Annotated in this window: 22 protein-coding genes; 17 read left to right on the forward strand and 5 right to left on the reverse strand. The window is 69.8% G+C overall.

Features of this window, described 5'->3' with window-relative positions; all coding sequences use genetic code 11:
- The first annotated feature begins 85 nt into the window (after nucleotides 1-85).
- Both ASF49_RS10125 and ASF49_RS10130 read left to right on the forward strand, forming a co-directional pair.
- On the forward strand, nucleotides 86-1,207 hold the full coding sequence (locus ASF49_RS10125) for a glycosyltransferase family 4 protein (protein ID WP_056471636.1): 1,122 nt from the start codon (nucleotides 86-88) through the stop codon (nucleotides 1,205-1,207).
- Nucleotides 1,208-1,297: 90 nt separating this feature from the next.
- A complete protein-coding gene (locus ASF49_RS10130) occupies nucleotides 1,298-3,256 on the forward strand; it encodes a heparinase II/III family protein (RefSeq protein ID WP_056471638.1) in 1,959 nt (652 codons plus the stop codon).
- 236 nt (nucleotides 3,257-3,492) lie between these two features.
- On the opposite strand, the gene ASF49_RS24060 is transcribed toward ASF49_RS10130, so the two are convergent.
- The gene (locus tag ASF49_RS24060; protein ID WP_162240968.1) at nucleotides 3,493-3,675 is read right to left on the reverse strand and encodes a hypothetical protein; all 183 of its coding nucleotides are present in this window, start codon (nucleotides 3,673-3,675) and stop codon (nucleotides 3,493-3,495) included.
- 379 nt (nucleotides 3,676-4,054) lie between these two features.
- Between ASF49_RS24060 and ASF49_RS10140 the strand changes: the two genes are divergently transcribed.
- Nucleotides 4,055-5,239 (forward strand): polysaccharide biosynthesis/export family protein, encoded by a 1,185-nt coding sequence (locus ASF49_RS10140; RefSeq protein ID WP_082511098.1) that lies wholly within the window; start codon nucleotides 4,055-4,057, stop codon nucleotides 5,237-5,239.
- 709 nt (nucleotides 5,240-5,948) lie between these two features.
- Here ASF49_RS10140 and ASF49_RS24065 read toward each other — a convergent pair.
- The gene (locus ASF49_RS24065; RefSeq protein ID WP_162240966.1) at nucleotides 5,949-6,230 is read right to left on the reverse strand and encodes a hypothetical protein; all 282 of its coding nucleotides are present in this window, start codon (nucleotides 6,228-6,230) and stop codon (nucleotides 5,949-5,951) included.
- On the opposite strand from ASF49_RS24065, the gene ASF49_RS10145 reads away from it, so the two are divergent.
- From ASF49_RS10145 to ASF49_RS10155, 3 genes are read left to right on the forward strand one after another with little or no spacing between them, the layout of a single operon-like run.
- Nucleotides 6,192-7,262 (forward strand): glycosyltransferase, encoded by a 1,071-nt coding sequence (locus ASF49_RS10145; RefSeq protein WP_056471647.1) that lies wholly within the window; start codon nucleotides 6,192-6,194, stop codon nucleotides 7,260-7,262. The two genes, ASF49_RS24065 and ASF49_RS10145, sit on opposite strands and share 39 nt — an antisense overlap.
- Before the next feature lie 11 nt (nucleotides 7,263-7,273).
- Nucleotides 7,274-8,239 carry a hypothetical protein gene (locus tag ASF49_RS10150; protein WP_056471651.1) on the forward strand — a complete coding sequence of 322 codons (966 nt, stop codon included), beginning with the start codon at nucleotides 7,274-7,276 and terminating at the stop codon, nucleotides 8,237-8,239.
- Between the two features lie 32 nt (nucleotides 8,240-8,271).
- On the forward strand, nucleotides 8,272-9,447 hold the full coding sequence (locus ASF49_RS10155) for a glycosyltransferase (RefSeq protein WP_056471654.1): 1,176 nt from the start codon (nucleotides 8,272-8,274) through the stop codon (nucleotides 9,445-9,447).
- Nucleotides 9,448-9,512: 65 nt separating this feature from the next.
- Here ASF49_RS10155 and ASF49_RS10160 read toward each other — a convergent pair whose 3' ends face one another.
- A complete protein-coding gene (locus ASF49_RS10160) occupies nucleotides 9,513-9,986 on the reverse strand; it encodes a serine O-acetyltransferase (RefSeq protein ID WP_056471656.1) in 474 nt (157 codons plus the stop codon).
- Between the two features lie 199 nt (nucleotides 9,987-10,185).
- Between ASF49_RS10160 and ASF49_RS10165 the strand changes: the two genes are divergently transcribed.
- The 11 genes from ASF49_RS10165 (at nucleotide 10,186) to chrA (ending at nucleotide 24,086) form a co-directional block, all read left to right on the forward strand.
- Nucleotides 10,186-11,259 carry a glycosyltransferase gene (locus tag ASF49_RS10165; protein ID WP_082511102.1) on the forward strand — a complete coding sequence of 358 codons (1,074 nt, stop codon included), beginning with the start codon at nucleotides 10,186-10,188 and terminating at the stop codon, nucleotides 11,257-11,259.
- A 303-nt stretch (nucleotides 11,260-11,562) separates the two neighbouring features.
- Complete coding sequence (locus ASF49_RS10170) at nucleotides 11,563-12,780, forward strand: ABC transporter substrate-binding protein (protein WP_056471661.1); 1,218 nt, start codon at nucleotides 11,563-11,565, stop codon at nucleotides 12,778-12,780.
- A 107-nt stretch (nucleotides 12,781-12,887) separates the two neighbouring features.
- Nucleotides 12,888-13,742, forward strand: a complete 855-nt coding sequence (locus ASF49_RS10175; protein ID WP_082511105.1) for a branched-chain amino acid ABC transporter permease — start codon at nucleotides 12,888-12,890, stop codon at nucleotides 13,740-13,742.
- 13 nt (nucleotides 13,743-13,755) lie between these two features.
- Nucleotides 13,756-14,811 carry a branched-chain amino acid ABC transporter permease gene (locus ASF49_RS10180; RefSeq protein ID WP_056471666.1) on the forward strand — a complete coding sequence of 352 codons (1,056 nt, stop codon included), beginning with the start codon at nucleotides 13,756-13,758 and terminating at the stop codon, nucleotides 14,809-14,811.
- Nucleotides 14,808-15,596 carry an ABC transporter ATP-binding protein gene (locus ASF49_RS10185; protein ID WP_056471669.1) on the forward strand — a complete coding sequence of 263 codons (789 nt, stop codon included), beginning with the start codon at nucleotides 14,808-14,810 and terminating at the stop codon, nucleotides 15,594-15,596. Before ASF49_RS10180 ends, ASF49_RS10185 begins: the two co-directional genes overlap by 4 nt.
- Entirely contained in the window at nucleotides 15,593-16,306 is a 714-nt protein-coding gene (locus tag ASF49_RS10190) for an ABC transporter ATP-binding protein (RefSeq protein ID WP_056471672.1), read from the forward strand. Before ASF49_RS10185 ends, ASF49_RS10190 begins: the two co-directional genes overlap by 4 nt.
- A gap of 23 nt (nucleotides 16,307-16,329) precedes the next feature.
- Nucleotides 16,330-17,577, forward strand: a complete 1,248-nt coding sequence (locus tag ASF49_RS10195; protein ID WP_056471675.1) for a Zn-dependent hydrolase — start codon at nucleotides 16,330-16,332, stop codon at nucleotides 17,575-17,577.
- 28 nt (nucleotides 17,578-17,605) lie between these two features.
- Nucleotides 17,606-19,093, forward strand: a complete 1,488-nt coding sequence (locus tag ASF49_RS10200; protein WP_056471678.1) for a M81 family metallopeptidase — start codon at nucleotides 17,606-17,608, stop codon at nucleotides 19,091-19,093.
- A 13-nt stretch (nucleotides 19,094-19,106) separates the two neighbouring features.
- Nucleotides 19,107-19,898 carry a FadR/GntR family transcriptional regulator gene (locus ASF49_RS10205; protein WP_056472648.1) on the forward strand — a complete coding sequence of 264 codons (792 nt, stop codon included), beginning with the start codon at nucleotides 19,107-19,109 and terminating at the stop codon, nucleotides 19,896-19,898.
- A gap of 548 nt (nucleotides 19,899-20,446) precedes the next feature.
- Nucleotides 20,447-22,582, forward strand: a complete 2,136-nt coding sequence (locus ASF49_RS10210; protein ID WP_082511107.1) for a right-handed parallel beta-helix repeat-containing protein — start codon at nucleotides 20,447-20,449, stop codon at nucleotides 22,580-22,582.
- Nucleotides 22,583-22,823: 241 nt separating this feature from the next.
- The gene (gene chrA, locus ASF49_RS10215) at nucleotides 22,824-24,086 is read left to right on the forward strand and encodes a chromate efflux transporter (RefSeq protein WP_243214554.1); all 1,263 of its coding nucleotides are present in this window, start codon (nucleotides 22,824-22,826) and stop codon (nucleotides 24,084-24,086) included.
- 3 nt (nucleotides 24,087-24,089) lie between these two features.
- Here chrA and soxA read toward each other — a convergent pair whose 3' ends face one another.
- Both soxA and soxZ read right to left on the reverse strand, forming a co-directional pair.
- Entirely contained in the window at nucleotides 24,090-24,863 is a 774-nt protein-coding gene (gene soxA, locus ASF49_RS10220) for a sulfur oxidation c-type cytochrome SoxA (protein WP_056471687.1), read from the reverse strand.
- On the reverse strand, nucleotides 24,860-25,180 hold the full coding sequence (gene soxZ / locus ASF49_RS10225) for a thiosulfate oxidation carrier complex protein SoxZ (protein ID WP_056471689.1): 321 nt from the start codon (nucleotides 25,178-25,180) through the stop codon (nucleotides 24,860-24,862). The genes soxA and soxZ overlap by 4 nt, the downstream gene beginning before the upstream one ends.
- Between the last annotated feature and the right edge of the window lies 1 nt (nucleotide 25,181).

Consider the following 25,181-nt stretch of genomic DNA (forward strand, 5'->3'; position numbering starts at 1 on the left):
GACGCGAAACCCGCGTCACGGCCCGGCCTTGCCTCCCTCGGCGGCGCCTGCCCGTGGCAAGCTCATGCGAAGGGAAGCCGACCGGATGGATGAACCTGGACGACGGGAGACACGGGACGGGCCGCAGCCCCTGCGGGTCGTCATCGTGACGCCGCTCGGCCGCGGCGGGCGCGGCGGGATCGACCGGTTGATGGACGAGCTGCGGGTGTCGCTGCGTCTGCCCCGATTCGCCGAGGCGGAGGTGACCTTCCTGACGAGCCGGGGCCAGGGCTCCCAGGCCGCGGCGCCGCTCCACATCGCCCGCCTGCTCGCCGCGCTCCTGCGGCGGCGGCTGACAGGCCGCGTCGATGTCGTCCACATCAACCTGTCCCAGACCGGAAGCACCTATCGCAAGCTCGTCATCGGCGCGTTCTGCCGGCTGCTGCGCCTTCCCTACGTCCTCCACCTGCACGGATCGCGCTACCGCCAGTTCTGGGACGGCGCTCCGAAGCCGGTGAGCCGGGCCATCGCCCGGATGTTCGCCGGCAGCGCGCGGATCCTGGTCCTGGGCAGCGTCTGGCGGGACTATGTCGGCGGGAAGGTGCCCGAGGCGTGCGAGCGCATCCTCGTCCTGCCGAACGCGAGCCGCGACCCCGGCCGCCGGGAGCGCGTGGCGGGACGGCCGCTGCACATCCTGTTCGCCGGGCGCCTGGGCGAGCGGAAGGGCATCGTCGAGCTCGTCGCGGCCCTCGGCCTCCTGAAGGACCGCCCCTGGCGGGCCACCCTCGCGGGCGACGGCGACGTCGAGAAGACGCGGCAGGCGGTGGCGGCGCTCGGCCTGACCGACCGGGTCTCGATCCCCGGTTGGATCTCGGGCGAGGCCTTCGAGGCGCTCCTGGGCGAGGCCGACATCCTCACCCTGCCCTCCTACGACGAGAACCTGCCGCTGTCGGTGATCGAAGCCTTCGCCCGCGAGACCCCGGTGGTCTGCACGCCGGTCGGAGCGGTCCCGGACATCGTGGAGGACGGAAAGACCGGCCTCCTGGTGCAGCCGGGCGACGCGGCCGGTCTCGCCACTGCCCTGGGCCGCCTCCTCGACGCGCCGGACCTGCGCCAGTCCCTGGCGACCCACGCCCGCGCCCTGTTCGAGGAGCGGCTGGAATTCGTCGATTACACCGGCCGGCTCATCGCCGCCTGGAAGACGGCGGCCGCACACGGCCGGCGCTGACGCCCGCCCTCCCGCTCCGCCGCCGGCCCCGTTCGGCGCCGACCCCGACACGCCTCCCCACCGGAGGCCGCCTCAAGAGGGACCCGAGCCATGTCGCTCAAATGGTACATCGGCCGCCTCGCCGCGATGAGCCCCGCCGAGATCGCCCACCGCGTCGGCGAAGTCGCCAAGAAGTCGCTCTCGCGCCGTCGCAGCTATGACTGGACGTCGTTCCCGGTCACGGCAGGCCCCGCTCCGGTCATCCCGGGCTTGCGGGATGCGTTTCTCGAGAATTCCAGTCCGGACCTGACGGAGGCGGTGCGCGCCGCAAGCCGCGCGCTCCTCGCCGGACGCTTCAGCGCGCTCGGCGTCGCCTGGCCGGAGCGGTCGTCGTCGCAGCTCTTCCCGGCGGAGGTCTGGCGGCTCGATCCGGTGACGGGCGGCGTCTGGCCGGGTGCGGAGCGCTTCTGCTTCGACATCCCCTACCGGCACGAGCGGACCCTGGGCGACATCAAGTACGTCTGGGAGTTCAACCGGCTGCAGCACCTCCAGCCCCTCGCCGCCCTGGTGGCGCTGGAGGGCGACCGCGCCGCCCTGGCGGCCATCGAGGCGGCCGTCGCGAGCTGGCACGCGGCCAATCCGCCGTTCCGGGGCCTGGGCTGGAACTCGGGCATCGAGCTCGCCCTGCGGGCCGTCTCGCTGCTGATCGTCGCCAGCCTCTGCGGCGATGCCCTGTCGCCCGCGACCGCCGAGCGGATCCGCGTGATGCTGGCGGCCCATCTCCACTGGCTGCGGCGCTATCCCTCACGGTTCAGTTCGGCCAACAACCACCTCGTCGCCGAGGCGATGGCGGAATTCCTGATCGCCCTGGCGATGCCGGAGCTCGGCGAAGCGCGCAGGGCCGAGAGCGAGGCCCGCGCGACGCTGGAGCGGGAGGCCGCCAGCCAGATCCTCGACGACGGCGTTCCCGCCGAGCAGTCGCCGACCTACGGGGCCTTCACCGCCGAGATGCTGATGCTCGCCAGCGCCGCGGGGCGGGCGGCGGGACGCCCGCTCGGCGCCATCGTCGAGACGCGACTCGCCGCGTTCGCGCGGTTCGTCGGCACCCTCGCGACGCCCGGCGGCGCCGTGCCAGCCATCGGCGACGACGACGAGGGCCGCGTGCTGACCCTGACCCATCCGCCGGAGACCGCCTATCCCGCCTCGGTCGCCGCCGCCATCGCGGGCCATCTCCGGCAGGCCCCCTTCGGTCCCGTCGCCCCGGATCCGGAACTGCGGGACGCGGTCTTCGCGGCACCGCGGGCCGGCACCATCCGGCCCCTGGGACTCGAGACCTTTCCGACGGGCGGGCTCACCGTGGTGCGGGAGGCCCGCTGCGGGCGCGACCTGACCCTCGTGATCGACCACGGCCCGCTCGGTTACCTGACGATCGCCGCCCACGGACACGCGGACGCCAATTCCATCATGCTGACCCTCGACGGCGAACCCGTCATCGTGGACCCCGGGACCTACCTCTACCATTCGGGCGGACCGTGGCGGGACTGGTTCCGCGGCACGGCGGCACACAGCACGCTGACCCTGGCCGGCCTCGACCAGAGCACCATTTCCGGCCCCTTCAACTGGTCGCACAAAGCCAAGGCCCGGGTGGAGCATGTGCAATCCGGGGACAACTGGTCGGTCACGGCGAGCCACGACGGCTATCGCCGCCGCCTCGGCACGGACCATGTCCGCACCGTCGCGGCGACGCCCACGGGCCTGAAGGTCGTCGACCGCCTCGATCCGGCACCGGCGGAGCCGCTGGCCGCCGACTTGGTGTTCCAGTTCGCCCCGGGAATCGATCTGATTCTGGCGGACGGGGCGTGGCGGGCGAGCCGGAACGGCCTGCCGCTCGTCGCCCTGACCTTCGAAAGCCACGGCACGGTCACGGCATCCACAGGGGAATCGAACGTGTCGGGAGGCTGGGTCTCGCCCGCGTTCGGGCTCAAGGTTCCGGCGACGCGCCTGACTTGGCGCGGCAGCATGGGTCCGCGCGGCATCGCCACCGGCATCACGATCGAACCGCGCCGCTGAGGCGCGCCGTCGAACCCTGTCCAAGAGGTCGCCGACATCGTCGCACCGATGAGCAATCATCCGGTGCGACGTCGACGACTACGCCCAATGAACCGTGGACCAGTAACGGACGGACGATTGTTCACCATAAGTCTTTTCTGCTCTTTAAGAGCAAATGCCTATGATGACCTTCTCAACGAACGACCCGAAGGACGCCGAGGGTCGTGCGGTATCCCACCAGCACCGACCGTTCCTGCTTAATCCCAGGAATACAGTTGCCGGTAGGGCTTGGCTCGCAGCAACGGCGCCGTCGCGACCTGGTTCAGGACCGCGACATCGTCCGGATACAGGGGAACCTCGACATGCGGGGTACAGCGCAGGAGCAGGACGATGCCGTCCTTGCACGGCGGAACCGCGATGGCGCCGGCACGGACGGGCAACCGCGGCGCGTACCCGCGGGGGTAATCCGCCCGCAGGTCCGAAGCCCGCGCCTGATGGATCGGAAGCCCGACCGAGCACGCCATGAGGGTTGCGAAAAGCAGACAGATCCTGTTCATGCCAACTTCCTAAGCGCGGGATACCACGAAGACAAATCAAAAAATCACTCTGTCGACAGATTCATTGTACCCGCGAGTCGCGATTTCCCTGTTGCGGCAAGGTAACGGTCGTCGACAAATGAAACCGTGGGGCGGATACCTGTAATCCCAGCCTAGCTCCGTCAAGCCTAGATTGATAAGCCGCATTGGGGCTCTTCTGATTTTAGGCCACATTTTGTAGAATGAGATGCGGCGCTCCATGTTGCATTCAGGAGACTCGTGAATGAGGTCGGTAGTTCTAATCCTTCTGATGGGCCTCGGCGTCGGAGCCTGCCAGCCCGTCGCGAAGGACGGCCCCACGAAGAGCAGCTTCATCGACAGCGCCGACGTGATCGTCCAGGAGACCGCCCCGACCATCAGCTATGCGCTGGTCGATCTCAGCGCACAGGCGATCCAGGCGTCGAACCGGTTCACGCTCTCCAAGAATCCCGCTTTCTCCCGAGGCTTCATGGATCGCGGGTCGTCGCGGACCGGACTCATCGGCTACGGCGACATCCTGGCGATCACGATCTTCGAGGCCGCGTCGGGCGGCCTGTTCATCCCGAGCGAAGCCGGGTCCCGCGCCGGCAACTTCGTCCAGGTTCCGAATCAGCAGGTGGACGCGGCCGGCAACATCGTCGTCCCCTATGCCGGGACCATCAAGGTCAGCGGCCGCACCGCGCAGGACGTCTCCAGCGAGATCGTCCAGAAGCTCCGCAACCGCGCCATCGAACCGCAGGTGGTCGTCTCCATCGCCGAGCGCCGCGGCAACGACATCAGCGTGATCGGCGAGGTGAACCTGCCCGCGCGCATCCCGCTCGATCCCGGCGGCCTCAAGGTGCTGGGGGCGATCGCGCGCGCCGGTGGTCCGCGCAATCCGGCCCACGAGACCATCGTGACGATCCAGCGCGGGGGCGCCACCGGACAATCGTCGCTGAGCACGATCGTGCGGGACGCCTCCCAGAACGTCGCGGTCCGGCCCGGCGACGTCATCTACGTCTCGCGGGAGCAGAAGGTCTTCATGGTGCTCGGCTCGACGCCCTCGCCCGGTGCGATCGGCGGCACGAACAACCGGCGCTTCACCTTCGACAACGACAACGTGACCCTCGCCGAGGCCATCTCCAAGAGCGGCGGTCTCGACGGTCTGCGTGCCGATGCCGGCGCGATCTTCCTGCTCCGCTACGAATCCCGCGAGGCCCTTCAGGCGATGGGCGTCGACACCTCCAGTTACCAGGGAGACCTGATCCCGACGATCCACCGGGCGAACTGGACCAAGGCCGCCGGCGTCTTCCTCACCAACGACCTGTACATCCGGAACAAGGACATCATCTACGTCGCCGAGCACCCGACTTCGGACTTCGCCAAGCTCAGCGCGGTGTTCCGGAGCGTCTCGGTGCCCGCCTCGGATGCGGCGCTGATCGGACGCTGATCCGATCGCGGCGCCGCCCGCCCCGCGGGGCGGGCGGCCTCGGGCCACGGGCGGGCGTCGGCGAGACGCCCGGCGGCGCCCGGAACCGGTCCGGTTTCACGCAAGGGATCGGGCGGGTTCGATCGCGCCGAGCAACACGATGTCGTGAAGGTCCCCCGCAGGGCCGAGGCGCGCCGGCCGCGCATCCACCGCCGCGCGCCATCGTGCCGGCGGCACGCTTCTCGAAGCGCTCGCCGAAGTCTTCGCCGAAGTCTTCGCCAAAGTGTCCGATCCAGCAGCCCGTCGGGCAGCGCCGGCAAGATCCCCGGATGTCGAGGACCGGGCGCATGCCTGCGGCGCTCGTCCGTCCCCGGCCGCCGTGCTCCCCCGGTGGATGCGGGCGCGGCCCGCGCTCCGGTGCAGGGCGCCGCAGCTCGACCCGATGGGTCCTGCGCTTCGTCGATCCCCGCGCGGGCGCCGACGGAATCGGACGCCTGCCCGTATGAACGCCCAGGACAGCATTCCTGGATGCCCTCCAGACCCGATCCCCCTTCGCCCTCACCGGTTCGGACGTCCCGTAGGGTTCCGAGATACCGTCCGCGACGACTACGCGCGACGCAGGGGCCGATGGGCAAATCGGCTTCACTATAGTAGAGGCTTGGCCGGCCGCCCGTCAGCTGGGAGATGGTGACGTCATGTAGCCATGTCGCCGACGGCTGGTTTGCATGCGTTAGCGAGTCAAAAAGAGGTCGTCCCTTACGATCTGGAACAGTGCGGTCGACATCATCCATCGCCAGTAATGTAGATCGCGGGTCTCAAGCGGCGCATCATGTTTGACGAGCATCCGAATATCCGGACAGCGGCCCCGAATAGAGGCGCCACAGATCGAGGTCAGGCGGGAAGGATCGTTTTCTTTCTGCCCACACTGACGCTCGGCGGCGCCGAACGTCATACCCTTCAACTGCGAAATCTGATGCGGATCCGTGGTTTTTCTACCACGCTCATCGTTCATGGCCGGGCCTGGTCGCAGGAAATGGCCGAGGCGAAGGGCGCGGAAGACCCGATCTACTGCAACCTGCGCGGCATGTCGGATCCCATGGGCTGGCTCAAGCTCTGGTTCACCCTCAAGAAGCTCCGGCCGGACGTCATCGTCGGGGTGAACCAGACGCCGCTGATCGTCGCCGTCGTCCTTCGGCTCCTCGGGGCAACGCGGGCCCGCGTCATCAGCGTCTTCCACACGACGTACCTCCTCGAGAAGGAGATGCGGCGGTTCTTCCTGTTCAAGTGGACCCTGCGTCTCGCCGATTCCATCGTCTTCGTGAGCGCGACGCAGAAGCGGGTCTGGCAGGAGCGCGGATTGAGCGCCCGGCGGATGGAGGTCATCCCGAACGGGGTCGACCTGGCGGGCTTTCAGCCCGACCCGGCCGCCCGCGCCCGCGTCCGGGCCGAGGTGGGATTTCGGAACGACGAACTGGTCCTCGCCCTCGTCGCGGCCTTCCGCCCCGAGAAAAATCACGAGCAGCTGCTGCACGCGGCCCGCAGTCTGCTGGATCGTGGTCAGCCGGTGCGGCTCCTGTTCGTCGGCGACGGACCCACACGTCCGGCGATCGAGGCGCTCGCGGCGACGCTGGGGCTTCGATCGATCGTCACCTTCACGGGCTCGCAATCCGATGTGAGGCCGTGGATCGCGGCGTCCGACATCGGGGTTCTGTGCTCCCACGCCGAGACGTTTCCCCTGAGTGCGCTGGAATTCATCGCCATGGGCGTCCCGATGATCATGCCGGCCATCGGCGGAACATCCGAGATCGTCGCGGACGGGGTCAACGGCCTCCTGTTCGAGCCCGGCTCGAACGAGAGCCTGACGCGGGCGGTTCTGACCCTGGCGGATCCGGAGCGGCGCGCGCGCTTCGCGGAAGCCGCCACGCATTCGGCCACGCGGTTTTCCGTGGAGTCTATGGCGGATGCCTACAGACATTTGTTAGAGAGACTCATGAATCGCAGCGATTCGGCCCTCAGCGCCTCCGAGGCATCCCAAGCCCTATGAGGCCAAGCCCTATGAGGTCGGAGACCAGATCCGCCGCGCTGCGCCCGTCCTTCCTGCTGTCCATCGATACCGAGGGCGACGATGTCTGGTCGAGGCCCAACCCGGTGCAGACCCGCAATGCCGAGACGCTCCCGCGTTTCCAGCACCTATGCGAGCGCCATGACCTGCGTCCGACCTACCTGACCAACTGGGAGATGGCGAACTGCCCGGCCTTCCAGGAACTCGGCCGCGACGTCCTCCGCCGAAACGTCGCCGAGATCGGCATGCACCTCCACGGATGGGATTCGCCGCCCATCGCCCCGCTCTCCTCCGACGATGCGACCCATCAGCCCTACCTCTTCGAGTACCCGGAGGCGGTGCGCAGGCAGAAGATCGAGGTCATGACCCGATGCCTGGAGGATACCTTCCAGATCCCGATCCTGAGCCACCGCGCGGGTCGCTTCGGCTTCGATGCCGTCTCCGCCCGGGCGCTGGAGGCGCTGGGCTACCTGGTCGACTGCTCGGTGACCCCGAACGTCTCCTGGGCTGCGCATCCCGGCTCGCCGACCGGCCGGGGCGGGGCCGACTTCTCGGCGTTTCCCGAGCACGCCTATCGGATCGACCTCGAGCGGATCGACAGGCCGGGGGAATCGCGGCTCCTGGAAATTCCGATGACCATCATCCGTCGTCGCCGTCCGCTTCCGGCGCGGCTGGCAAGGAAAATGCTCGGGAAGTCCGTGGACCGGGTGTTCTGGCTGCGCCCGAACGGCCGCAACCTGAAGGATCTGCTCGAAGTTCTGGACATCGCGGAATCGGAGGGGCGTGACTACGTACAATTCACGCTCCACTCCTCGGAGTTCATGCCGAACGGCAGCCCGACCTTTCGTACGAACGAAAGTATCGAGAAGCTCTACGACGACATGCAGGTTCTGTTCGAAGCGGCACGAGGACGTTTTACAGGGCGAACGCTGTGTGAACATCAATCCGTGTTCCACTGAGTGACGATACGACAACGGAGCATGCAGTCGATATGATAGAATCGCGATCGCGTGCCGATCAGGGACCCGTCGTCTTCTTCCTTCCAGGCCTCGATGTCGGCGGCGCGGAACGTCATACGATCGATCTGAGAGCCCGCCTGCGCCGCCGGGGCTGGGACACGCAGGTCGTGGTCTACGGCCCGCGCCGCTCGGAGGCGATCCTCCGCATGGAGGGCGCCGAGGACGTGCTGCAGCTCAACATCACCGGGATGTCCCGCCTCCGGGGCTGGGTGACCGCCTGGCGGGCCCTGCGGAATCTCCGGCCCGGCCTCATCGTCGCCGTCAACCAAGCGCCCCTGATCGTCGCCGTTCTCCTTCGGATGTTCGGGGCGTCCCGGGCACCCGTCATGGGCATCTTCCACACCACCGTGCTGAGGAAGTCCGAGGAACGAACCTTCTTCCTGTACCAGGCCGCCATCCGCCTCGCCGACGTCCTCGTCTACGTCAGCGCGAACCAGCGGGCCTACTGGACGAAGCGGCATCTCCGGTGCCGGAAGACGGCGGTGATCATCAACGGCGTCGATCACGCCCGCTTCAGCGAGGACGAGAACGCAGGTCCGGAGACGCGCCGACGATTCGGCCTCGCCGCGACCGACTACGTCATCGGCAACGTCGCGGCCCTCAGGCCCGAGAAGAACCACTGCCAGCTGGTCGAGGCGGTCGCCGTCCTGCGCCGGAACGGCATTCCGGCCCGCGCCCTGCTCGTGGGCGGCGGCCCGGCCCGCGCCGAGATCGTCGCCAAGGCCCGCGAGCACGGGATCGAGGAGCACATCGTCCTCGCCGGCGAGCAGGCCGACGTCCGGCCCCTGATCGCCGCCTGCGACGTGGGCGTGCTGTGCAGCAACGCGGTCGAGACCCTTTCCCTGTCGGCCCTCGAGTTCCTGGCCAGCGGCGTGCCGATGATCATGTCGGAGATCGGCGGCGCGTCGGAACTCGTCCGCGACGGCGTCAACGGCTACCTCTTCCCCAGCGGCGACACCGATATGCTGGTGAACCGCCTGGTCGCCGCCGCCGACCCGACGACCCGGGCCGGCCTCGCCGCGCAGGCCCGGCCGTCGGTCAGGGGCCTCTCGGTGGAGGGCATGGTCGACCAATACGCGCAGCTCTTCGGCGCCCTGCTCCGCGCTCCCCCAGCCCCGATCCGGACCCTGGCCCTGGACGATCGGTGACGGCCGGGCCGTCCCCCGTCGGACGCCACGGGGCGGACGGATGCCCGCCCTCCCGCGAACGCCCCTCAGGGCGCGACCACCCCCTCGCCGGGATTGTGGCGATAGGCATCCACATCGGCAATATTTCGCTTGGCGACGGCCGGAATGCCCGCGATCAGCGAATTGGGCGGCATGTCCTCGATCACGACGGCATTGGCCGCCACCACCGATCCGGCGCCGATGGTGATGGGGCCGATGATCTTGGCGCCCGCATGGACGATGACGTCCCGCTCCAGATGCGGGGCCCCCGGCAGCGGGGTCCGGCCGCCGAGCACGACGTGGACGCCGATCTCGCAACCATCCTCGATCACGGACGCGCCGTTGATCACGACGCCGATGCCGCTGTGATGGAACATCACGCCCGTCCCGATCGAGGCCCGCCCCGGGATGGAGGCGGCGAACCCGACACGGACGATGCCGTCGACGATGCGGGAGAGGGGACGAAGGCCAGCGAGGTGAAAGCGCCGGGAAAGCCGCTGGAGGGCAGCCACAGCCTGCATGCATGCACTCCGTCTATTCGATGAACGCGACGTCGTTATACGGCTGGTTCCAGATCAGGGAAATGGTTTTTGTGATTGGAATAATATCGCCAGTGGATGTCGTCCTTCCACCAATCTATAAACAAATGCATAGTCAGATGAGACAGATCGAGCGACCAGCGTGAAGCCTAAACTGACATTTTTCGTCCCAGGTCTCGCAATGGGTGGAGCGGAGCGACATACGCTCGACCTTCGCGCACGCTTCATGGAAAAAGGCTATCCGACCTCCGTCGTCGTGTTCGGTCGCGGCCAGTCTGCGCAGACCGTCGCCCTGCCGGGCGCCCAGGGAGCCCGGATGCTGGGCTGCCGCGGCCTCGCCGATATCGGCTCCTGGCTCCGGGTCGGGAAAGCGCTGCGGCAGGAGAACGCCGACGTTCTCTTCGTCATCAACCAAGCCCCGACCATCATGACCCTGCCGTTTCGCTGGAGTCTGCGCGGCAAGGTGGTCGGCATCTTCCACACGACGGTGCCGCGCCCGGGCGAGGGTCCCCGCACGGCGCTGTTCCGGATCGCGGCCCGGTTCCTCGACCGCCTCGTCTACGTCAGCGTCAACCAGCGAGACTACTGGCGCGCGCGCGGGCTCGCGTCAGCCCGGGACGAGGCGATCGTCAACGGGATCGACCTGGATCACTTCGCGCCCCGCCCGGCGGACCGTGCGGCCACCCGCTCCGCCTGGGGCGTCCAGCCCGACGACTTCGTCATGGGTCTGGTCGCGACGATGCGGCCCGAGAAGAACCACGCGCAGCTGATCGACGCCCTCGTGGCGCTCCGGCAACGGGGCGCTCCCGCCAAGGTCGTCTTCGTCGGCAACGGTCCCGATCGGGAGCGGCTGACGCGGGGGGTCGAGGCGGCCGGGATGACGCCGCACGTCGTGTTCACGGGCGAACAGGGCGACGTCCGACCGAGCATCGCCGGCTTCGACGTCGGCGTCCTGTGCAGCACGTCGATCGAGACCCTCTCCCTGTCGGCCCTCGAGATCCTCGCCGGCGGAGTCCCGCTGGTGCTCTCCGATATCGGCGGCGCCTCCGAGATCGTGCAGGACGGCGTCAACGGATACCTCTTCGAGGTCGGTCGCACCGATCAGCTGATCGATCGGCTCGCCCGCGTGGCGCAGCCGGAGGAACGTGCGCGCCTGGCCGGGGCGACCCGCCGGACCGCGGCGGCCTTCAGCGTGGACCGCATGCTCGCCTCCTACATCGCCCTCGTGGACGACCTGGTCGCGCCCAAGCGCTGAGGGCCGGCGCCGCGGTCTCACCCCCCGCGTCGACCGGCCGGGATCGGCCGGACCGGGCTTCGGCGCGGGCCGGCCCCGGCGCGCGCCGCTGGGTAGCAGCCCCCGGAGGTTCGGCTCGTCCGGGCGAAACGCGAGACGCGAGTGCCTGCGCGCGCATCATCATCTGCCTGCATCCCGGGCTTTCGAAGCGTCCCTGCGCAAGTGCAGTGCAACATCGCCGCTCGGCTTGACGGATCCGAACCGCGCATATTCTATGCGTATAGTTTGGATAGTTCGTCCGGTGCGAGAGCCAGGAGCGGTGCCATGCGTGATCGTCGTGCGTTTCTGAAGTCCTCGCTGACGGCGGCCGCCCTGGGCGCTACCGGGCTCCCGCTGTCCGGGATCCTGCGCGGCGCGCGCGCGGCCGATGGCCCCCTCGTCGTCGGCGCGCCGCTGCCGATCTCCGGGGCGTTCGCCGCGAACGGCAAGTACGCCTCGCTCGGCGCCGCCTTCGCCGCGCAGGAGGCCGGCAAGGTCCTCGGCCGCAGCGTCACGGTCGCGGACATCGACACGGAGGGCAAGCCGGCCCCGGCCGCCCGCAAGGTGCAGGAGGCGATGGCGCAGGGCACCCGGCTCTTCGCCGGCGGCATCCTCTCCTCCGAGGCGCTGGTGATGGGCAAGGAGGCGGCGAAATCCGAGGGCGTCTTCATCACCACGGCGGGCGCCGACGAGATCACCGGCTCGGACTGCAACCGCGGCACCTTCCGCTGGACGGTGCCGACCTTCGGCGCCATCGCGCAGACGGTGCGCCCGCTCGTCGCGCAGATGCCCCAGGCCAAGCGCTGGTACACGATCACCCCGCAATACGTGTTCGGCGAGGGCCTCCTCAGCGCCGCCAAGGCGGTCTTCCAGGAGAAGGGCATCGAGCATGTCGGCAACAGCTACCACTCGCTGGCCGAGAAGGAGTTCAGCGGCTACCTGACCAACGCGATCGCGGCCAAGCCCGACGTGCTGCTGCTCCTCAACTTCGGCTCGCAATCCTCGGATGCCCTGCGCCAGGCGGTCAGCTTCGGCCTCAAGAAGCGCATGACCATCGTGCTCGCCTGGGCCTCGGGCCTGGAGCAGTTCGAGGCCCTGGGCGCCGACCTCTGCGAGGGCGTCTACTTCGGCGCGCAGTACTGGCACGGCATCGACTCGCCCCTGAACAAGGCCCTGGTGGCCAAGGTCCGCGAGACCGCCAAGATGACGCCGAACTACTCCTTCGCCGGCTCCTACCAGATCACCAAGCTGCTCCTCGACGCGGCCACCAAGGCCGGCAGCGCCGACGGCCCCGCCGTGATCAAGGCGCTCGAAGGGATGCGCTACGCGGGTCTCACCGGCGAGGAGGAGATCCGGGCCGCCGACCACCAGGTCATCAAGGATTACTACCTGCTCAAGGGCAAGGCGAAGTCCGCCATGAAGGACAAGGACGATTTCGCCGAGGTCATCCAGTCCGGCAAGTCGTTCCTCTCGCCCGAGGCCGCCGGCTGCAAGATGACGTGAGGGCTGCCGCTGAACCCTCCCCCCTCCGCGGGGGAGAGGGAGCCACGTCTTGCGACCCGGACGAAACCTCGCGACGCGAACGACATCCTGGCTGAACGGGAGACCCCGTGACCTACCTGTTCCAGATCCTGAACGGCCTCGGGCTCGGGATGCTCTACTTCCTCCTGGCGGTGGGCCTGAGCATCATCTTCGGGTTGCTGCAATTCGTGAACTTCGCGCACGGGGCGTTCTACCTCCTCGGCGCCTACCTCGCCTACGAGGGCGTGGAGCGCGGCCTGAGCTTCTGGGTGGCGATGCCGCTCGCCGCCCTGGTCGTCGCTGGGGTGGCGGGCCTGACCGAGCGGCTGCTCCTGCGCCGGGTCTACAAGCTGCCGCACACCTTCCACATCCTCGTCACCGTCGGCCTCGCCCTGGTGGTGCAGGAACTCGTCATCATCGTCTGGGGTCCCCTCGGCGGGAACGTCGCGCCGCCGGACGCACTCAGCGGCGTGATGATCCTCGGCGACTTCGTCTATCCGGAGTACCGGCTCTTCGTGATCGGCTTCACGGCGATCCTGGCGGCAGGCCTGTGGTGGCTCCTCGACCGGACGCGGCTCGGCGCCATCGTCCGCGCGGGCTCCGAATCCCCGTCCAACATGGCCCTGCTCGGCTACGACACCCTGCGCATCAACACCGCCGTCTTCGCCCTCGGGGCCGGGCTGGCGGGCCTGGCCGGGGCGCTGGCCGCCCCCATCCGCGGCGTCGAGCCCTTCATGGGCGTCGAGGCCCTGGGCATCGCCTTCGTGGTCGTGGTGATCGGCGGGATGGGCAGCTATGCCGGGGCGCTCGCCGCCGGCCTCCTCGTCGGCATCGCGCAGAGCCTGATGGCCACCCTGTGGCCCGAAGGCGCGCGCCTCGTCATCTATCTCGGCATGGCCGGCATCATCATGGCGATGCCGCGCGGCCTGTTCGGCCGGGCCTGAGGAGGAACTGGCGATGATTCCCCTTCTCGACCGGCCCCTGGTGCAGTTCGGCCTCGCGGTCGCGACCGTGCTGATCCTGCCGCTCGCCATGCGCTCCGGCACGCTGGCCAGCGAGATCCTGATCTACGGGCTGGCGGTCGCCGCCTGCAACCTGCTGCTGGGCTACACCGGCCTCCTCTCCTTCGGCCAGGGCATCTTCTTCGGCCTGGGCAGCTACGTCGCCGGTCTCGGCCTCGTCCGGGCCGGCCTGCCGGCCCCCGTCATGCTGCTGCTGTCGCTGGCGCTCGGCGCCCTGGTGGCGGCCGCGGTGGGCTGGGTCTCGATCCGGCGCCAGGGCGTCTACTTCGTGATGCTGACGCTCGCCTTCTCGCAGATGTTCTACTTCCTGGCCTACACCTTCAGCGGCCTCACCGGCGGCGACAACGGCCTCCTCGACATCCCGCGCCCGCGCCTCGCCGGCACGGTCCTGTCCGATCCCTGGACCTACTACGCCTTCGTGGCCGTGCTCTTCCTCGCGCTCTTCGCCGCCCTGCAGCGGGTCGCGCTCTCGACCTTCGGGCGCACCCTGCTCGCCATCCGCGACAACGAGGGCCGGGCCGGGGCGATCGGCTATCCGGTGCGCGCCTTCAAGGTCGCGGCCTTCGCGATCTCCGGCGCGGTCACCGCCTTCGCGGGCGCGCTCCACGCCATGCTGATCGGCGTCGCGCCGCTCTCGAACATCGACTACCACACCAGCGAGACCCTGCTGATCATGACGATCATCGGCGGCAGCGCGAACCTGTTCGCCTCGCTCCTCGGGGCCGGCGCCTACCTGCTCGCCGCCGACGCCCTCTCGGCGATCTGGCCGCGCTGGCTCCTGCTGCTCGGGCTCCTCCTCATCGTCATCACGCTGTTCCTGCAGCGCGGCCTCTGGGGCCTGATCGAGTGCGCCGTCGCCCTCGTGACGCGGGCGCCGCCGCCCGACGACCCCGCGCCCGACCGCCCGGTGGTGGCGAACCCCGAGGTCGCCCCCGTGGCGGAGGGGGTTCCCGCGGTCGAGGCCGGCCGCGCTCCGGAGGTCGCCCGATGAGCGCGCCGATCCTCGCCACCGACGCCTTGAGCGTCCGCTACGGCAGCTTCGTCGCCCTGCAGGACGTGACCCTGAGCATCGCCGAGAACAGCGTCCACTCGATCATCGGCCCGAACGGCGCCGGCAAGACCACCCTGTTCCATGCGCTGACAGGCCGGATCGCGCCCTCGGCCGGGCGCATCACCCTCGCCGGCCGGGACATCACCCGCACCGCCGACCATGAGCGCGTGCGCCTCGGCCTCGCCCGCTCCTTCCAGGTCACCAGCCTCTTCCCGACGCTGAGCGTTCGCGAGAACCTGCGGCTGGCCGCGCAGGGCAAGACGCCCTGGCAGGCGCTGGCCCCCTGGCGCCGGGCCGAGGCGAACCGGCCGGCGCTGGCGGTTGCCGAGGCGATGCTGGAGCGCCTCGACCTCGCCCGGGTGGCCCTGCGCGCCGCCGGCGCGCTCTCGCACGGCCAGCAGCGGCGCCTCGAAGTCGGCATGGCCATGGCGGCGGCCCCGAAGGTCATCCTCCTCGACGAGCCGACCTCCGGCATGGGCATCGACGACATCGGCGCGATGACGGCGCTGATCCGCGATCTCGGCCGCGACCACACCGTCCTGTTCATCGAGCACAACATGGGCATCGTCATGAACATCTCGGACACCGTGACGGTGATGCGCGCCGGCCGGGTCCTGGTGGAGGGGCCGCCGGCCCGGGTCCGCGACGACCCGGAGGTGAGGCGGGCCTATCTCGGCAACATGATCACGGGCGACCTGACCCCTGCCCGGGCGCACGTCTCGTGAGCGGCCCCGTCGCCCTCAGCCTGGACGGGGTCCAGGGCTTCTACGGCAAGAGCCACATCCTCCAGGGCGTCGACCTGGAGGTGCGCGACGGCGAGATCGTCTGCCTGCTCGGGCGCAACGGCGCCGGCAAGACCTCGACGCTCAAGGCGATCAGCGGACTCCTGCCCCCGCGCGGCGGCCGGGTGCGCTTCCGCGGCGCCGACGTGGCGGGCTGGCCCGCCCACCGCATCGCCCGGGCGGGCCTCACCCTCGTGCCGGAGGATCGCGGCATCTTCAGCCTCCTCAGCGTCGCGGAGAACTTGGCCATCGCCGTGCGCAAGGGCTCGCCCTGGGGCCTGCGGGACATCTTCACGATGTTCCCGCGCCTGGAGGAGCGCCGCCGCAACGGGGGCGCGCAGCTCTCGGGCGGCGAGCAGCAGATGCTGTCGATCGCCCGCGCCCTGCTCTCCGGACCGAAGCTCCTCATGCTCGACGAGCCGGTGGAGGGCCTCGCCCCCGTCATCGTCGAGGAGATCGTCACTCAGATCCGGGCCATCCGCGACGCCGGGGTCCCGATCCTGCTGGTGGAGCAGAACCTCGCGGTCTGCACGAGCCTTGCAGACCGCCACTACATCCTCGAACTCGGCCGCGTCGCCTACGCGGCCGGCAATGCCGACTTCGTCGCCGACGAGGCGGCGCGCGACCGCTTCCTCGGCGTGAAGGCGGCGTGAGCAGAACGGAATCCAGGACACAGATGTCGAACCTCACCATCAACGCCAAGCGCCTCTGGGACAGCCTGACCGAGACCGCCGCCATCGGCGCCACCCCCGACGGCGGCATCGCCCGCCTGACGCTCAGCGACGAGGACCGCCGGGTGCGCGACTGGCTGCGGAGCCAGGTCGAGGCTCTGGGCTGCACCCTCACGGTGGATGCGGTCGGCAACATGTTCGCCCTGCGCCCCGGCCGGAACCCGGAGCTGAAGCCGATCGCCCTGGGCAGCCACCTCGACACCCAGCCCACCGGCGGCAAGTTCGACGGCGTGCTCGGCGTGCTGGCCGGGCTCGAGGTGCTGCGCACCCTCGACGGGGCCGGCTACGTCACCGAGGCGCCGCTCCTGCTGGTGAACTGGACCAACGAGGAGGGCGCGCGCTTCGCCCCCGCCATGCTGGGCTCCGGCGTCTATGCGGGCATCTATGATGGCGACTGGGCCGAGGCGCGCCAGGACAGCGCCGGCACGCGCTTCGGCGCGGCCCTCGACGCGATCGGCTATCGCGGCGAGGCCCGGCCCGGGTCGGTGCCGTTCGGGGCGATGTTCGAGCTGCACATCGAGCAGGGCCCGATCCTGGAGGCGGAAGGCGCCACCATCGGCGTGGTGCAGGGCGTGCAGGGCATGCGCTGGTACGAGGTCACCCTGGAGGGTCAGTCCGCCCATACGGGCTCGACCCCGATGCCGATGCGGCGCAACGCGCTCCTCGGCGCCGCCCGCCTGGTCGAGGCGGTGGATGCCGCCGCCCAGGCGCATGCCCCCGATGCGGTCGGCACCGTCGGCCACCTCACGGTGACGCCGAACTCCAACAACGTCATCCCGGGCCGCGTCTTCCTCACCGTGGACCTGCGCCACCCGCAGGACGCGGTGCTCGACGCCATGGAGGCGGCTCTGCGCGACGCCCTCGACCGCGTCACGGCCGGCCTCTCGCTCACGGGCACGCTCCAGGTCATCGCCCGGACCGCGCCCGTCGCCTTCGATTCCGGCTGCATCGCCTCCGTCCGGCGCGCGGCCGAGAAGGGCGGCCACGCCACCCGCGACATGGTCTCGGGGGCCGGGCACGACGCCGCCCACGTGGCCGCCCTGGTGCCCACCACCATGGTGTTCGTGCCGAGCGCCGGGGGCCTCAGCCACAACCCGGCCGAATCGACCGCCCCGTCCGAATGCGCCGCCGGCGCGCAGGTCCTGCTCGACGCGGTGCTCGACTACGATTCCCGCCACGCCCCCGCGGCCTGATCCCGATCCCAGCAAGGCTTCGAAGCGCATGCGTATCGTCACCGCCCGGGTGAACCACGAGACCAACACCTTCTCGCCCCTGGCGACCCCACTGGCCGCCTTCGACCCGCTCTGGGGCGAGGCGGCCCTGGCGGCCGGGCGCGACAGCACCACGGCGCTCGGCGCCTTCATCCGCTTCGGGGAGGCGCGCGGCGCCACCGTCGCGGTGCCGGTCTCGGCCCATGCCAACCCGAGCGGCCCGGTGGCGGACGCGGCCTTCGAGGCGCTCGCCGCGGCGATCCTCGACGCGATCCGCCCCGGCTGCGACGCCATCCTCCTCGACCTGCACGGGGCGATGGTGACGCAGAGCCACGACGACGGCGAGGGCGAGCTCCTGGCCCGCATCCGCGCCCTGGCGCCCGGCGTGCCGCTCGGCGTCGCCCTCGACCTCCACGGCAACGTCACCGACCGGATGGTGGCGAACTGCGACGCGATCGCCGGCTTCAAGACCTACCCGCACGTCGACATGGCCGAGACGGGGGAGCGGGTGGCCGGCATCGTCGGGCGCATGCTCGACGAGGGCCTGGCGCCGCGCCGGGCCCGGGTCCATCCGCCCATGCTCGCCCACACCCTGCGCATGGACACCCGCGTGCCCGGCCCGATGCGGGACGCCGTGAGGGCGGCCAAGGCCGTGGAGGCCCGGCCCGGCGTGCTCGCCGCGACGATCTTCGGCGGATTCTCCCTGGCCGACCTCGCCGAGGCCGGCGTCTCCGTCACGGTGACGGCGGAGACGCAGGGCGCCGCCGACGCGGCGGCCCGCGACCTCGCGGCCGGGCTCTGGGAGGCGCGCGACGACTTCGTCTACGCGGAGGCGCCGCTGGCCGCGTCCATCGCGGCGGCGCAGGCGGCGCTGGCCGGTCCGGGGGTCGGTCCCGTGCTCCTCCTCGACCACGGCGACAACTGCATGTCGGGCGGCACCTGCGACGTGATGGACGTCCTCGCCGCCGCCCTGGCGGCCGGGATGGACGGCATCCTCGCCGGCCCGATCTGCGATCCGGAGGCCGTCGCGGCCCTGCACGCGGCGGGCGTCGGCGCCCGGGTCGAACGCGGCCTCGGCAACCGCGTGGCCCTGCCGGGCTTCGAGCGCCAGGCCCCCCTCCCCGTCACCGGGACGGTGACGGCCCTGGGCGACGGCGAATACGTCATCACCGGCCCGACCTATACGGGCCAGCGCTGCCGCATGGGCCGGGCGGCGGTGCTCGACACGGGTGCGGCCCGCATCCTCGTCACGGAGGAGCCGCACGAGCCCTGGGACCTCGGCGTGTTCACGGGCTCGGGCCTCGACCCGGCCGCGGCCCGGGTGCTGATCCTGAAGTCGCGGATGTATTGCCGCCCGGTCTTCGAGCCCATCGCCCGGGCGGTGGTGGAATGCGCGAGCCGGGGCGTCACCAGCTCCGATTACGGGCTGTTCCCGTTCGCCAGGCTCGCCCGCCCGATCTTCCCGCTCGATGCCGGCGTGGCCTGGACGCCGCGATGAGCCGGTCGGCGCGATGAGCACGCGGGAAGCGGACGGCCCGCCCGCGCCGATGCGGCGGATCAAGCTGTCGGACCAGATCGCGGAGGACCTCTGCAACCGGATCGCCCGCGAGCGGCTGGCCCCCGGCGACCGCCTGCCGAACGAGCGCGCCCTGATGCAGCATTACGGCTGCGCCAAGGGCACGATCCGCGAGGCCCTGAAGGCCCTGGAGGTCCAGGGGCTGGTGACGATGCAGTCCGGTCCCAATGGCGGCCCGGAGATCCGCCCGATCTCGGTGGACGCCGCCGCACAGCAGCTGCGCCGGTTCCTGCACTTCCAGGAGCTCGACTTCGCCCAGGTCTATGCCCTGCGCCGCAGCCTGGAGGTGACGCTCGGCGTCAGCGTGGTCGGTCGCCTCGGCGAGGCGGAGTTCCGCCGTCTGGAGGAGAACATGGCCGCCTGCGAGGCCGCCAATGCCGGCGATGGCCGGGGCCTCGGCCGCGTGGTCGAGGTCGATTTCCACGACATCCTGTGCGACGCCAGCGACAACCCGCTGCTGGCCTTCATGTGCCGGTTCCTGAACAGCCTTCTGCGCGACCTCGTGGAGTTCCGCAGCGACAGCCTCACCGAGCACGAGGCCTTCGGCGCCCACAACCTCGCCAGCCACCGCGCCCTCGTGGCCGCCTACCGCGCCGAGGACGCCGAGGCCGTCCGCCGCGAGATGCACGACCACATGTGCTGCGCCGAGCACTTCATGCAGCGCCTCGACGCCAAGTTCCGCAAGGACCTGCTGAGCCGGCAGGGAACGAACGGCGCGGGGTCGTGAGCGGACGCGGATACGTCCGCTGACGCGGAGACCTGCGGATCGGCGAGTCCGCCTGTGCCACCGAATCCGGACGACCAAGTCCGCCGGCGGCAGCGGCATCAACAGGCCTCGTCTTGAGGGTTGCTCGGCGCGCCAGCGACGACGCACATCATTCCCGGTGCGACAAAATGCCTTTTGCGCCGATGCGCTTGTATTGCGGCGCGGACTGATCGCCGCGATTTGCAAAACGACTTGGCACGCGCGTCTTGCTGCAGGCATCAATGGCTAAGCTAAGACTGACCGGTCGTTCTCGCGCGTGCGAATATCTCACGCCGGAAATGCACGCCCCATAATCCCGGCCTCCACTCACACTCCCATGATTTTCCTTGCTTCGAGAACAGAATTCCTAGCGTATTGTCTGTGAATACGCATATTTTCTCCTCTTTAACGCAGTATAATATTTGAAATAATATTCTTGATTGCACAGATTTTACCCATATGCTGCCAATTCTGTTTGAGAACATGCGTTTCACAGCAAACATCTCGTCTCGACAAGATGTTTTGCAAATTTGCAGTTTTGTGCAGAAAGCGAAAACGATCGCACGGAAGCACGCCAGCGAACGGACGTTATTGTGACGATTTACTACGTCGATAAGTCTTCCAAGTTTGCTTCGGACCGAAATCCCGGCACATCGGCAGCGGCCCCCCTCACCAGCCTCGAGGCGGTCAACAAGCTCAAGCTCCAGGCCGGTGACACCGTCGCCTTCAAGGCCGGCACCGCCTACACCGCCTCGGCCGCGGGCACGGGCGCCCTCAACATCACCGCCTCGGGCACCGAGAAGGCCCCGATCACCTTCACCACCTACGGCACGGGGCCGGCCGCCACGATCGCCAACAGCGCGGCGGGCTACTCGGACGCCATCAACGTGGCCAATGCCAAGTACGTCGTCATCGACGGGCTGACCATCACCGGCGCCGCGCAGGCCGGCGTCAACGTCACCAAGTCGGCCAGCCACATCACGATCCGGAACGTGGAGGCGAGCCAGGTCGGTGAGGGCGTGATGCTCAACGGCACCGACAACCTCGTCACGCGCAGCTACTTTCATGATCTGAAGATGATCAAGAACACGGCCAACGTGTACGACGACGATTACGGCGCGGTCGGCGTGATGATCGGCAACAGCAACAACGAGGTCTCGTACACCAGGATCGTCAACGCCAAGGCGCCGAGCTTCGACTACGGCCACGATGGCGGCGGCATCGAGCTGTTCGGCACGATGAACAACGTCAAGATCCACGACAACTGGATCGAGAACACCGTCGGCTTCATCGAGGCCGGCGGTTACAAGAATTCTCTGACGAACATCTCCATCACGAACAACGTCAGCCTGAACAACAACGGCTTCCTCGTCCTGCACAACGGCGGGGGCAACTTCGCCAGCACGTTCAGGAACGTGGACCTATCTCACAATACGATCGTCGAGCAGAAGAACACCGCAAAGAGCTTGGCAAGCGTTTTCCTGGATGCGGCCTACAAAGCGGGACAGCTTTCTTTTCATGACAGCATCATCTACCTGAATGCCGGCGACTCGTTCTTCAAGCAGTCCGGCGCTTATCACAGCAACAATGTCTTCTATAAACTTTCGAGCGCAACGCATCTCTACAATGATTGGGGCATGACGCTCGGGAGCGGCGAAAAATTCGCGACGCTCGCATCCGCCGGCACGTCCTCGATCGTCCAGGCCCTCGCGGCGCAGGCGAGTGGTGCCGGATCGACGCTCGTCGCCGCGACGCAAACGGGGCCGGCCTTCGCCGCATCGCACGCCGTGACGGGGACGATGCCGACATCCGCCTCGACCCAGATCGCCACGCCCGCCTCGACCCTCGAGCCCGCTCTCAAACAGGCCGCGGCACCGGCGCCGATCCCGAGCGAACCGGCCCGAACCGAGCGTGCGCTCGTCGACGGCGACCGGGTCATGTCCACCTACGACGCCTCCGGCAAACTCGCCAGCAAGGTCGTGCAGCACGCCGACACGTCCTACGACGTCTATGTCGACGGCCTGGCCGGCAAGGCCTACGCCTCGGCTCACACCCGCTACGACGGGACCGGCAAGATCGTCCTGCAGGAGCAGTTCCGTGACGATGGCAGCCTGATGATGCGCAAGATCAGCGGGACGGACATAACCACCGAGACCTACGACGCCGGCGGCGCGGCCATCAGGACGGTGGTTCAGCACCCGGACAAGACCTCCGATGTCTACCTGGCCGGCCTCACCGGCAAGGACCATGTCGCCGAACACGCCCGCTACGCTGCCAATGGCAAGATCGGCTTCGTGGACCGGACGAAACCGGACGGTTCGCATGTCCAGACCGCCTATCAGGCCGATCAGACGCTGGTTTCCACGCCCGGCGTGAGCGACATCCTCAAGAGCGCCGGCGGCGATACGTTCGTGTTCGCGTCCGGCTTCGGACAGGACACCATCACGGGATTCCATGCGGGCGCGGGCAGCGGACACGACATCCTGCGGCTGGACAAGGCCCAGGTCTCGAGCTTCGCGGCGCTTCAGGATCACATGACGGATGCGGGAGCCGATACCCTGCTGACGCTGGGCGCCCACGACACGATCCTGCTCAAGGGCGTGGAGAAGGCTCTGCTGACGGCCGAGAACGTCCATATCCAGGATCACGGCCTGCTTCACGCCTGATCCGGGGGAGACCGGCCGGCGGAGGAGCGGGCTGGCGCGGGCCGGCGGAGCGTGCCGTGCCGGACGGCTTCGTCGAGGCCGCCTCGACCGTCGCGTCCCGCATCGGCGGAGCGCCCGCGCCGACGTCGGCGGAGGGTGAAGCCAATCCCGCCATGGCATCCGGCCTCCGATCCGGTACAGCTTGCGCATCGGGCCGTCCGGCCCGGCCAGCGTATCGGACGGCGGGGAGCGACGGGTGAATCTGCAGGGACAGCCCCCGGAGCCGGCCATCCGCCCCGGTTCGACAGCCGGCCGGGCCGCCGAGGTGTTCCGCGTGTTCTTGAAGCTCGGCCTGACGTCCTTCGGCGGTCCGATCGCGCATCTCGGTTACTTCCGGGAGGAGCTGGTGCATCGGCGGCGCTGGATCGACGAGGCGGGCTATGCCGACCTCGTGGCCCTGTGCCAGTTCCTGCCGGGGCCGGCCTCCAGCCAGGTCGGATTCTCCCTCGGGCTGCTGCGGGGCGGCGGGCTCCTCGGCGGACTCGCCGCCTGGACGGCCTTCACGCTGCCCTCCGCCCTGGTGCTCCTCGCCTTCGCCCTCGGGGCCGGCTCCCTGACGGGACCCTGGGCGGGGGCCGTGCTGCACGGCCTCAAGCTCGTGGCCGTGGCGGTGGTGGCCCAGGCCGTCTGGGGCATGGCCCGCGCGCTCACCCCGGACCGTCCCCGCGCCGGCATCGCCGTCGCGGCGCTGATGGGGGTGGTCTTCCTGCCCGGGGCCGTCGGTCAGGTGCTGGTGATCGCCCTCGGCGCCGCGGCCGGGCTGCTCCTGTGCCGGGCCGAGCCCATGGCGACCGGGGGCCGCCGCCTGGCGGTGCCGGTCTCGCGCCGGGCCGGCGCGGCGGCGCTCATCCTGTTCGCGGGGCTGCTCGTCGGCCCGGCTCTCCTCGTGCCGGCCCTGGGCGCACAGAGCGGCGGCGCCGGTCCGGCGGGCCAGGGGCTCGCCCTGTTCGACGCCTTCTACCGCTCGGGCGCCCTGGTGTTCGGCGGCGGCCACGTCGTGCTGCCGCTGCTGCAGGCGGAGGTGGTCGGCCCCGGCTGGATCGACCCGGCCCGGTTCCTGGCCGGCTACGGCGCCGCCCAGGCGGTGCCGGGGCCGCTCTTCACCGTGGCGGCCTATCTCGGCGCCGCGGTCGGGCCGGTGCCGAACGGCCTGCCCGGGGCGGCCATCGCCCTGGTGGCGATCTTCCTGCCGGGCCTGCTCCTGGTCTACGGCGCCCTGCCCTACTGGGACGGCCTGCGTGCCCGGCCCCTGGCCCAGGCGGCGATGCGCGGCACCAACGCCGCCGTGGTCGGCATCCTCGGAGCCGCCCTCTACGATCCCGTCTGGGTCAGCGCGGTGGGCAATGCCCGCGACTTCGCCCTCGCGGTCCTGGCCTTCGTGCTGCTCACCGTGGGGCGGGCGCCGCCCTGGATCGTCGTCCTCGTCACCGCGGCCGGCGGGCTCGTGCTGGCCCAGCTCCGCTGAGGCTCACGGGCGCACCGCCGGGGTCTCGACCGGCAGGGGCGCGGCCCGGTCCATGAGGTAGCGCTCCAGGGCGACGAACTCCGCCGCGCCGTAGGCGAAGGGCTCGGCCCGCATCCCCGTCATGCAGTTGCGCAGCCGCCGCTGCACCGAGCCGACCCCCTGCCATTCGAGGCGGTAGAGCGGGTAGCCGGTCGGGTGTCCCTGCGGGATCAGGGCGGCGCCCAGGCGGAGCCCGTGATGGTCGTCGTGGCAGGCGGCGCAGGACAGGCCGAGCTGGCCCATGCGCTGCGTGAACAGCGCCCGGCCGGCCGCCCGGGCGGGGCCGAGTCGGGGATCGTCCGGGACCGTGATCGGCAGGCCCGCGGATTGGGCGGCGACGTAGGCGGTGAGCCCGAGGAGCTCGCGGCTCTCGTACGGATAGGGCTCCGCGCCCTGGTGGCGCCGGCGGCAGGCGTTGATCCGGCCCTGGAGGTCGATCGGGGCCGCGGTCTCGGCGTCCCAGGCCGGGTAGCGGGCGGCGACGCCGCGCATCGTGGCCGCCGCCTCGCCGTGGCAGCCCGCGCAGGCGGGCCGGTCCGGGGCCGGCGGCCTGCCCCAGAGGTCGGCGCCGTCCTCGAGCCAGAGCAGGGCCGGGTTCGCCATCCCGTCGCGCTGCATCGCCTGGATGTCCGGGCTCATGGTCTCGAAGCTCGAGCGCCGCTCGGCCGGCGGGATCTCGGCCGCCCGCGCCGGTCCCGCCGCCAGGGCCGCGAGCATCAGGAGCGCGGGTCGCCTCACGTCACCGTCAAGGTCGCGGTCTCGGTCTGCGCAAACCCGTTGTCGCCGCGCCAGGTCAGGGTGAGCGTGCCCGTCCGCGTCGCCCGCAGGGTGAAGGTCAGGTAGGGGTTGGCGGCGGTCGCGGGAAACAGCTCGGCCCGAAACACCGTCTCGCCCTCGTAGAGGCAGGTGAACTCGGTGATGATGTCCCGCGGGCGGATGCGCCCGTCGGCCCCCGGCCGGAAGCCGGTCTCCATCGGGTGGGAGATCAGGGTCTTGATCGTGACGACCTCGCCGGCCTGGGCGGTCTTCGGCACGTTGATCAGGGTGCGGGCCATG

This window comes from Methylobacterium sp. Leaf104, from assembly GCF_001422885.1.
Classification (GTDB): Bacteria; Pseudomonadota; Alphaproteobacteria; order Rhizobiales; family Beijerinckiaceae; genus Methylobacterium.

Coding starts and splice junctions, on each gene's coding strand:
- ASF49_RS10125 (WP_056471636.1), top strand. CDS start 86: ATGGATGAACCTGGACGACGGGAGACACGGGACGGGCCGCAGCCCCTG.
- ASF49_RS10130 (WP_056471638.1), top strand. CDS start 1,298: ATGTCGCTCAAATGGTACATCGGCCGCCTCGCCGCGATGAGCCCCGCC.
- ASF49_RS10140 (WP_082511098.1), top strand. CDS start 4,055: ATGAGGTCGGTAGTTCTAATCCTTCTGATGGGCCTCGGCGTCGGAGCC.
- ASF49_RS10145 (WP_056471647.1), top strand. CDS start 6,192: ATGCGGATCCGTGGTTTTTCTACCACGCTCATCGTTCATGGCCGGGCC.
- ASF49_RS24065 (WP_162240966.1), bottom strand. CDS start 6,230: ATGAACGATGAGCGTGGTAGAAAAACCACGGATCCGCATCAGATTTCG.
- ASF49_RS10150 (WP_056471651.1), top strand. CDS start 7,274: ATGAGGTCGGAGACCAGATCCGCCGCGCTGCGCCCGTCCTTCCTGCTG.
- ASF49_RS10155 (WP_056471654.1), top strand. CDS start 8,272: ATGATAGAATCGCGATCGCGTGCCGATCAGGGACCCGTCGTCTTCTTC.
- ASF49_RS10160 (WP_056471656.1), bottom strand. CDS start 9,986: ATGCAGGCTGTGGCTGCCCTCCAGCGGCTTTCCCGGCGCTTTCACCTC.
- ASF49_RS10165 (WP_082511102.1), top strand. CDS start 10,186: ATGGGTGGAGCGGAGCGACATACGCTCGACCTTCGCGCACGCTTCATG.
- ASF49_RS10170 (WP_056471661.1), top strand. CDS start 11,563: ATGCGTGATCGTCGTGCGTTTCTGAAGTCCTCGCTGACGGCGGCCGCC.
- ASF49_RS10180 (WP_056471666.1), top strand. CDS start 13,756: ATGATTCCCCTTCTCGACCGGCCCCTGGTGCAGTTCGGCCTCGCGGTC.
- ASF49_RS10185 (WP_056471669.1), top strand. CDS start 14,808: ATGAGCGCGCCGATCCTCGCCACCGACGCCTTGAGCGTCCGCTACGGC.
- ASF49_RS10195 (WP_056471675.1), top strand. CDS start 16,330: ATGTCGAACCTCACCATCAACGCCAAGCGCCTCTGGGACAGCCTGACC.
- ASF49_RS10200 (WP_056471678.1), top strand. CDS start 17,606: ATGCGTATCGTCACCGCCCGGGTGAACCACGAGACCAACACCTTCTCG.
- ASF49_RS10205 (WP_056472648.1), top strand. CDS start 19,107: ATGAGCACGCGGGAAGCGGACGGCCCGCCCGCGCCGATGCGGCGGATC.
- soxZ (WP_056471689.1), bottom strand. CDS start 25,180: ATGGCCCGCACCCTGATCAACGTGCCGAAGACCGCCCAGGCCGGCGAG.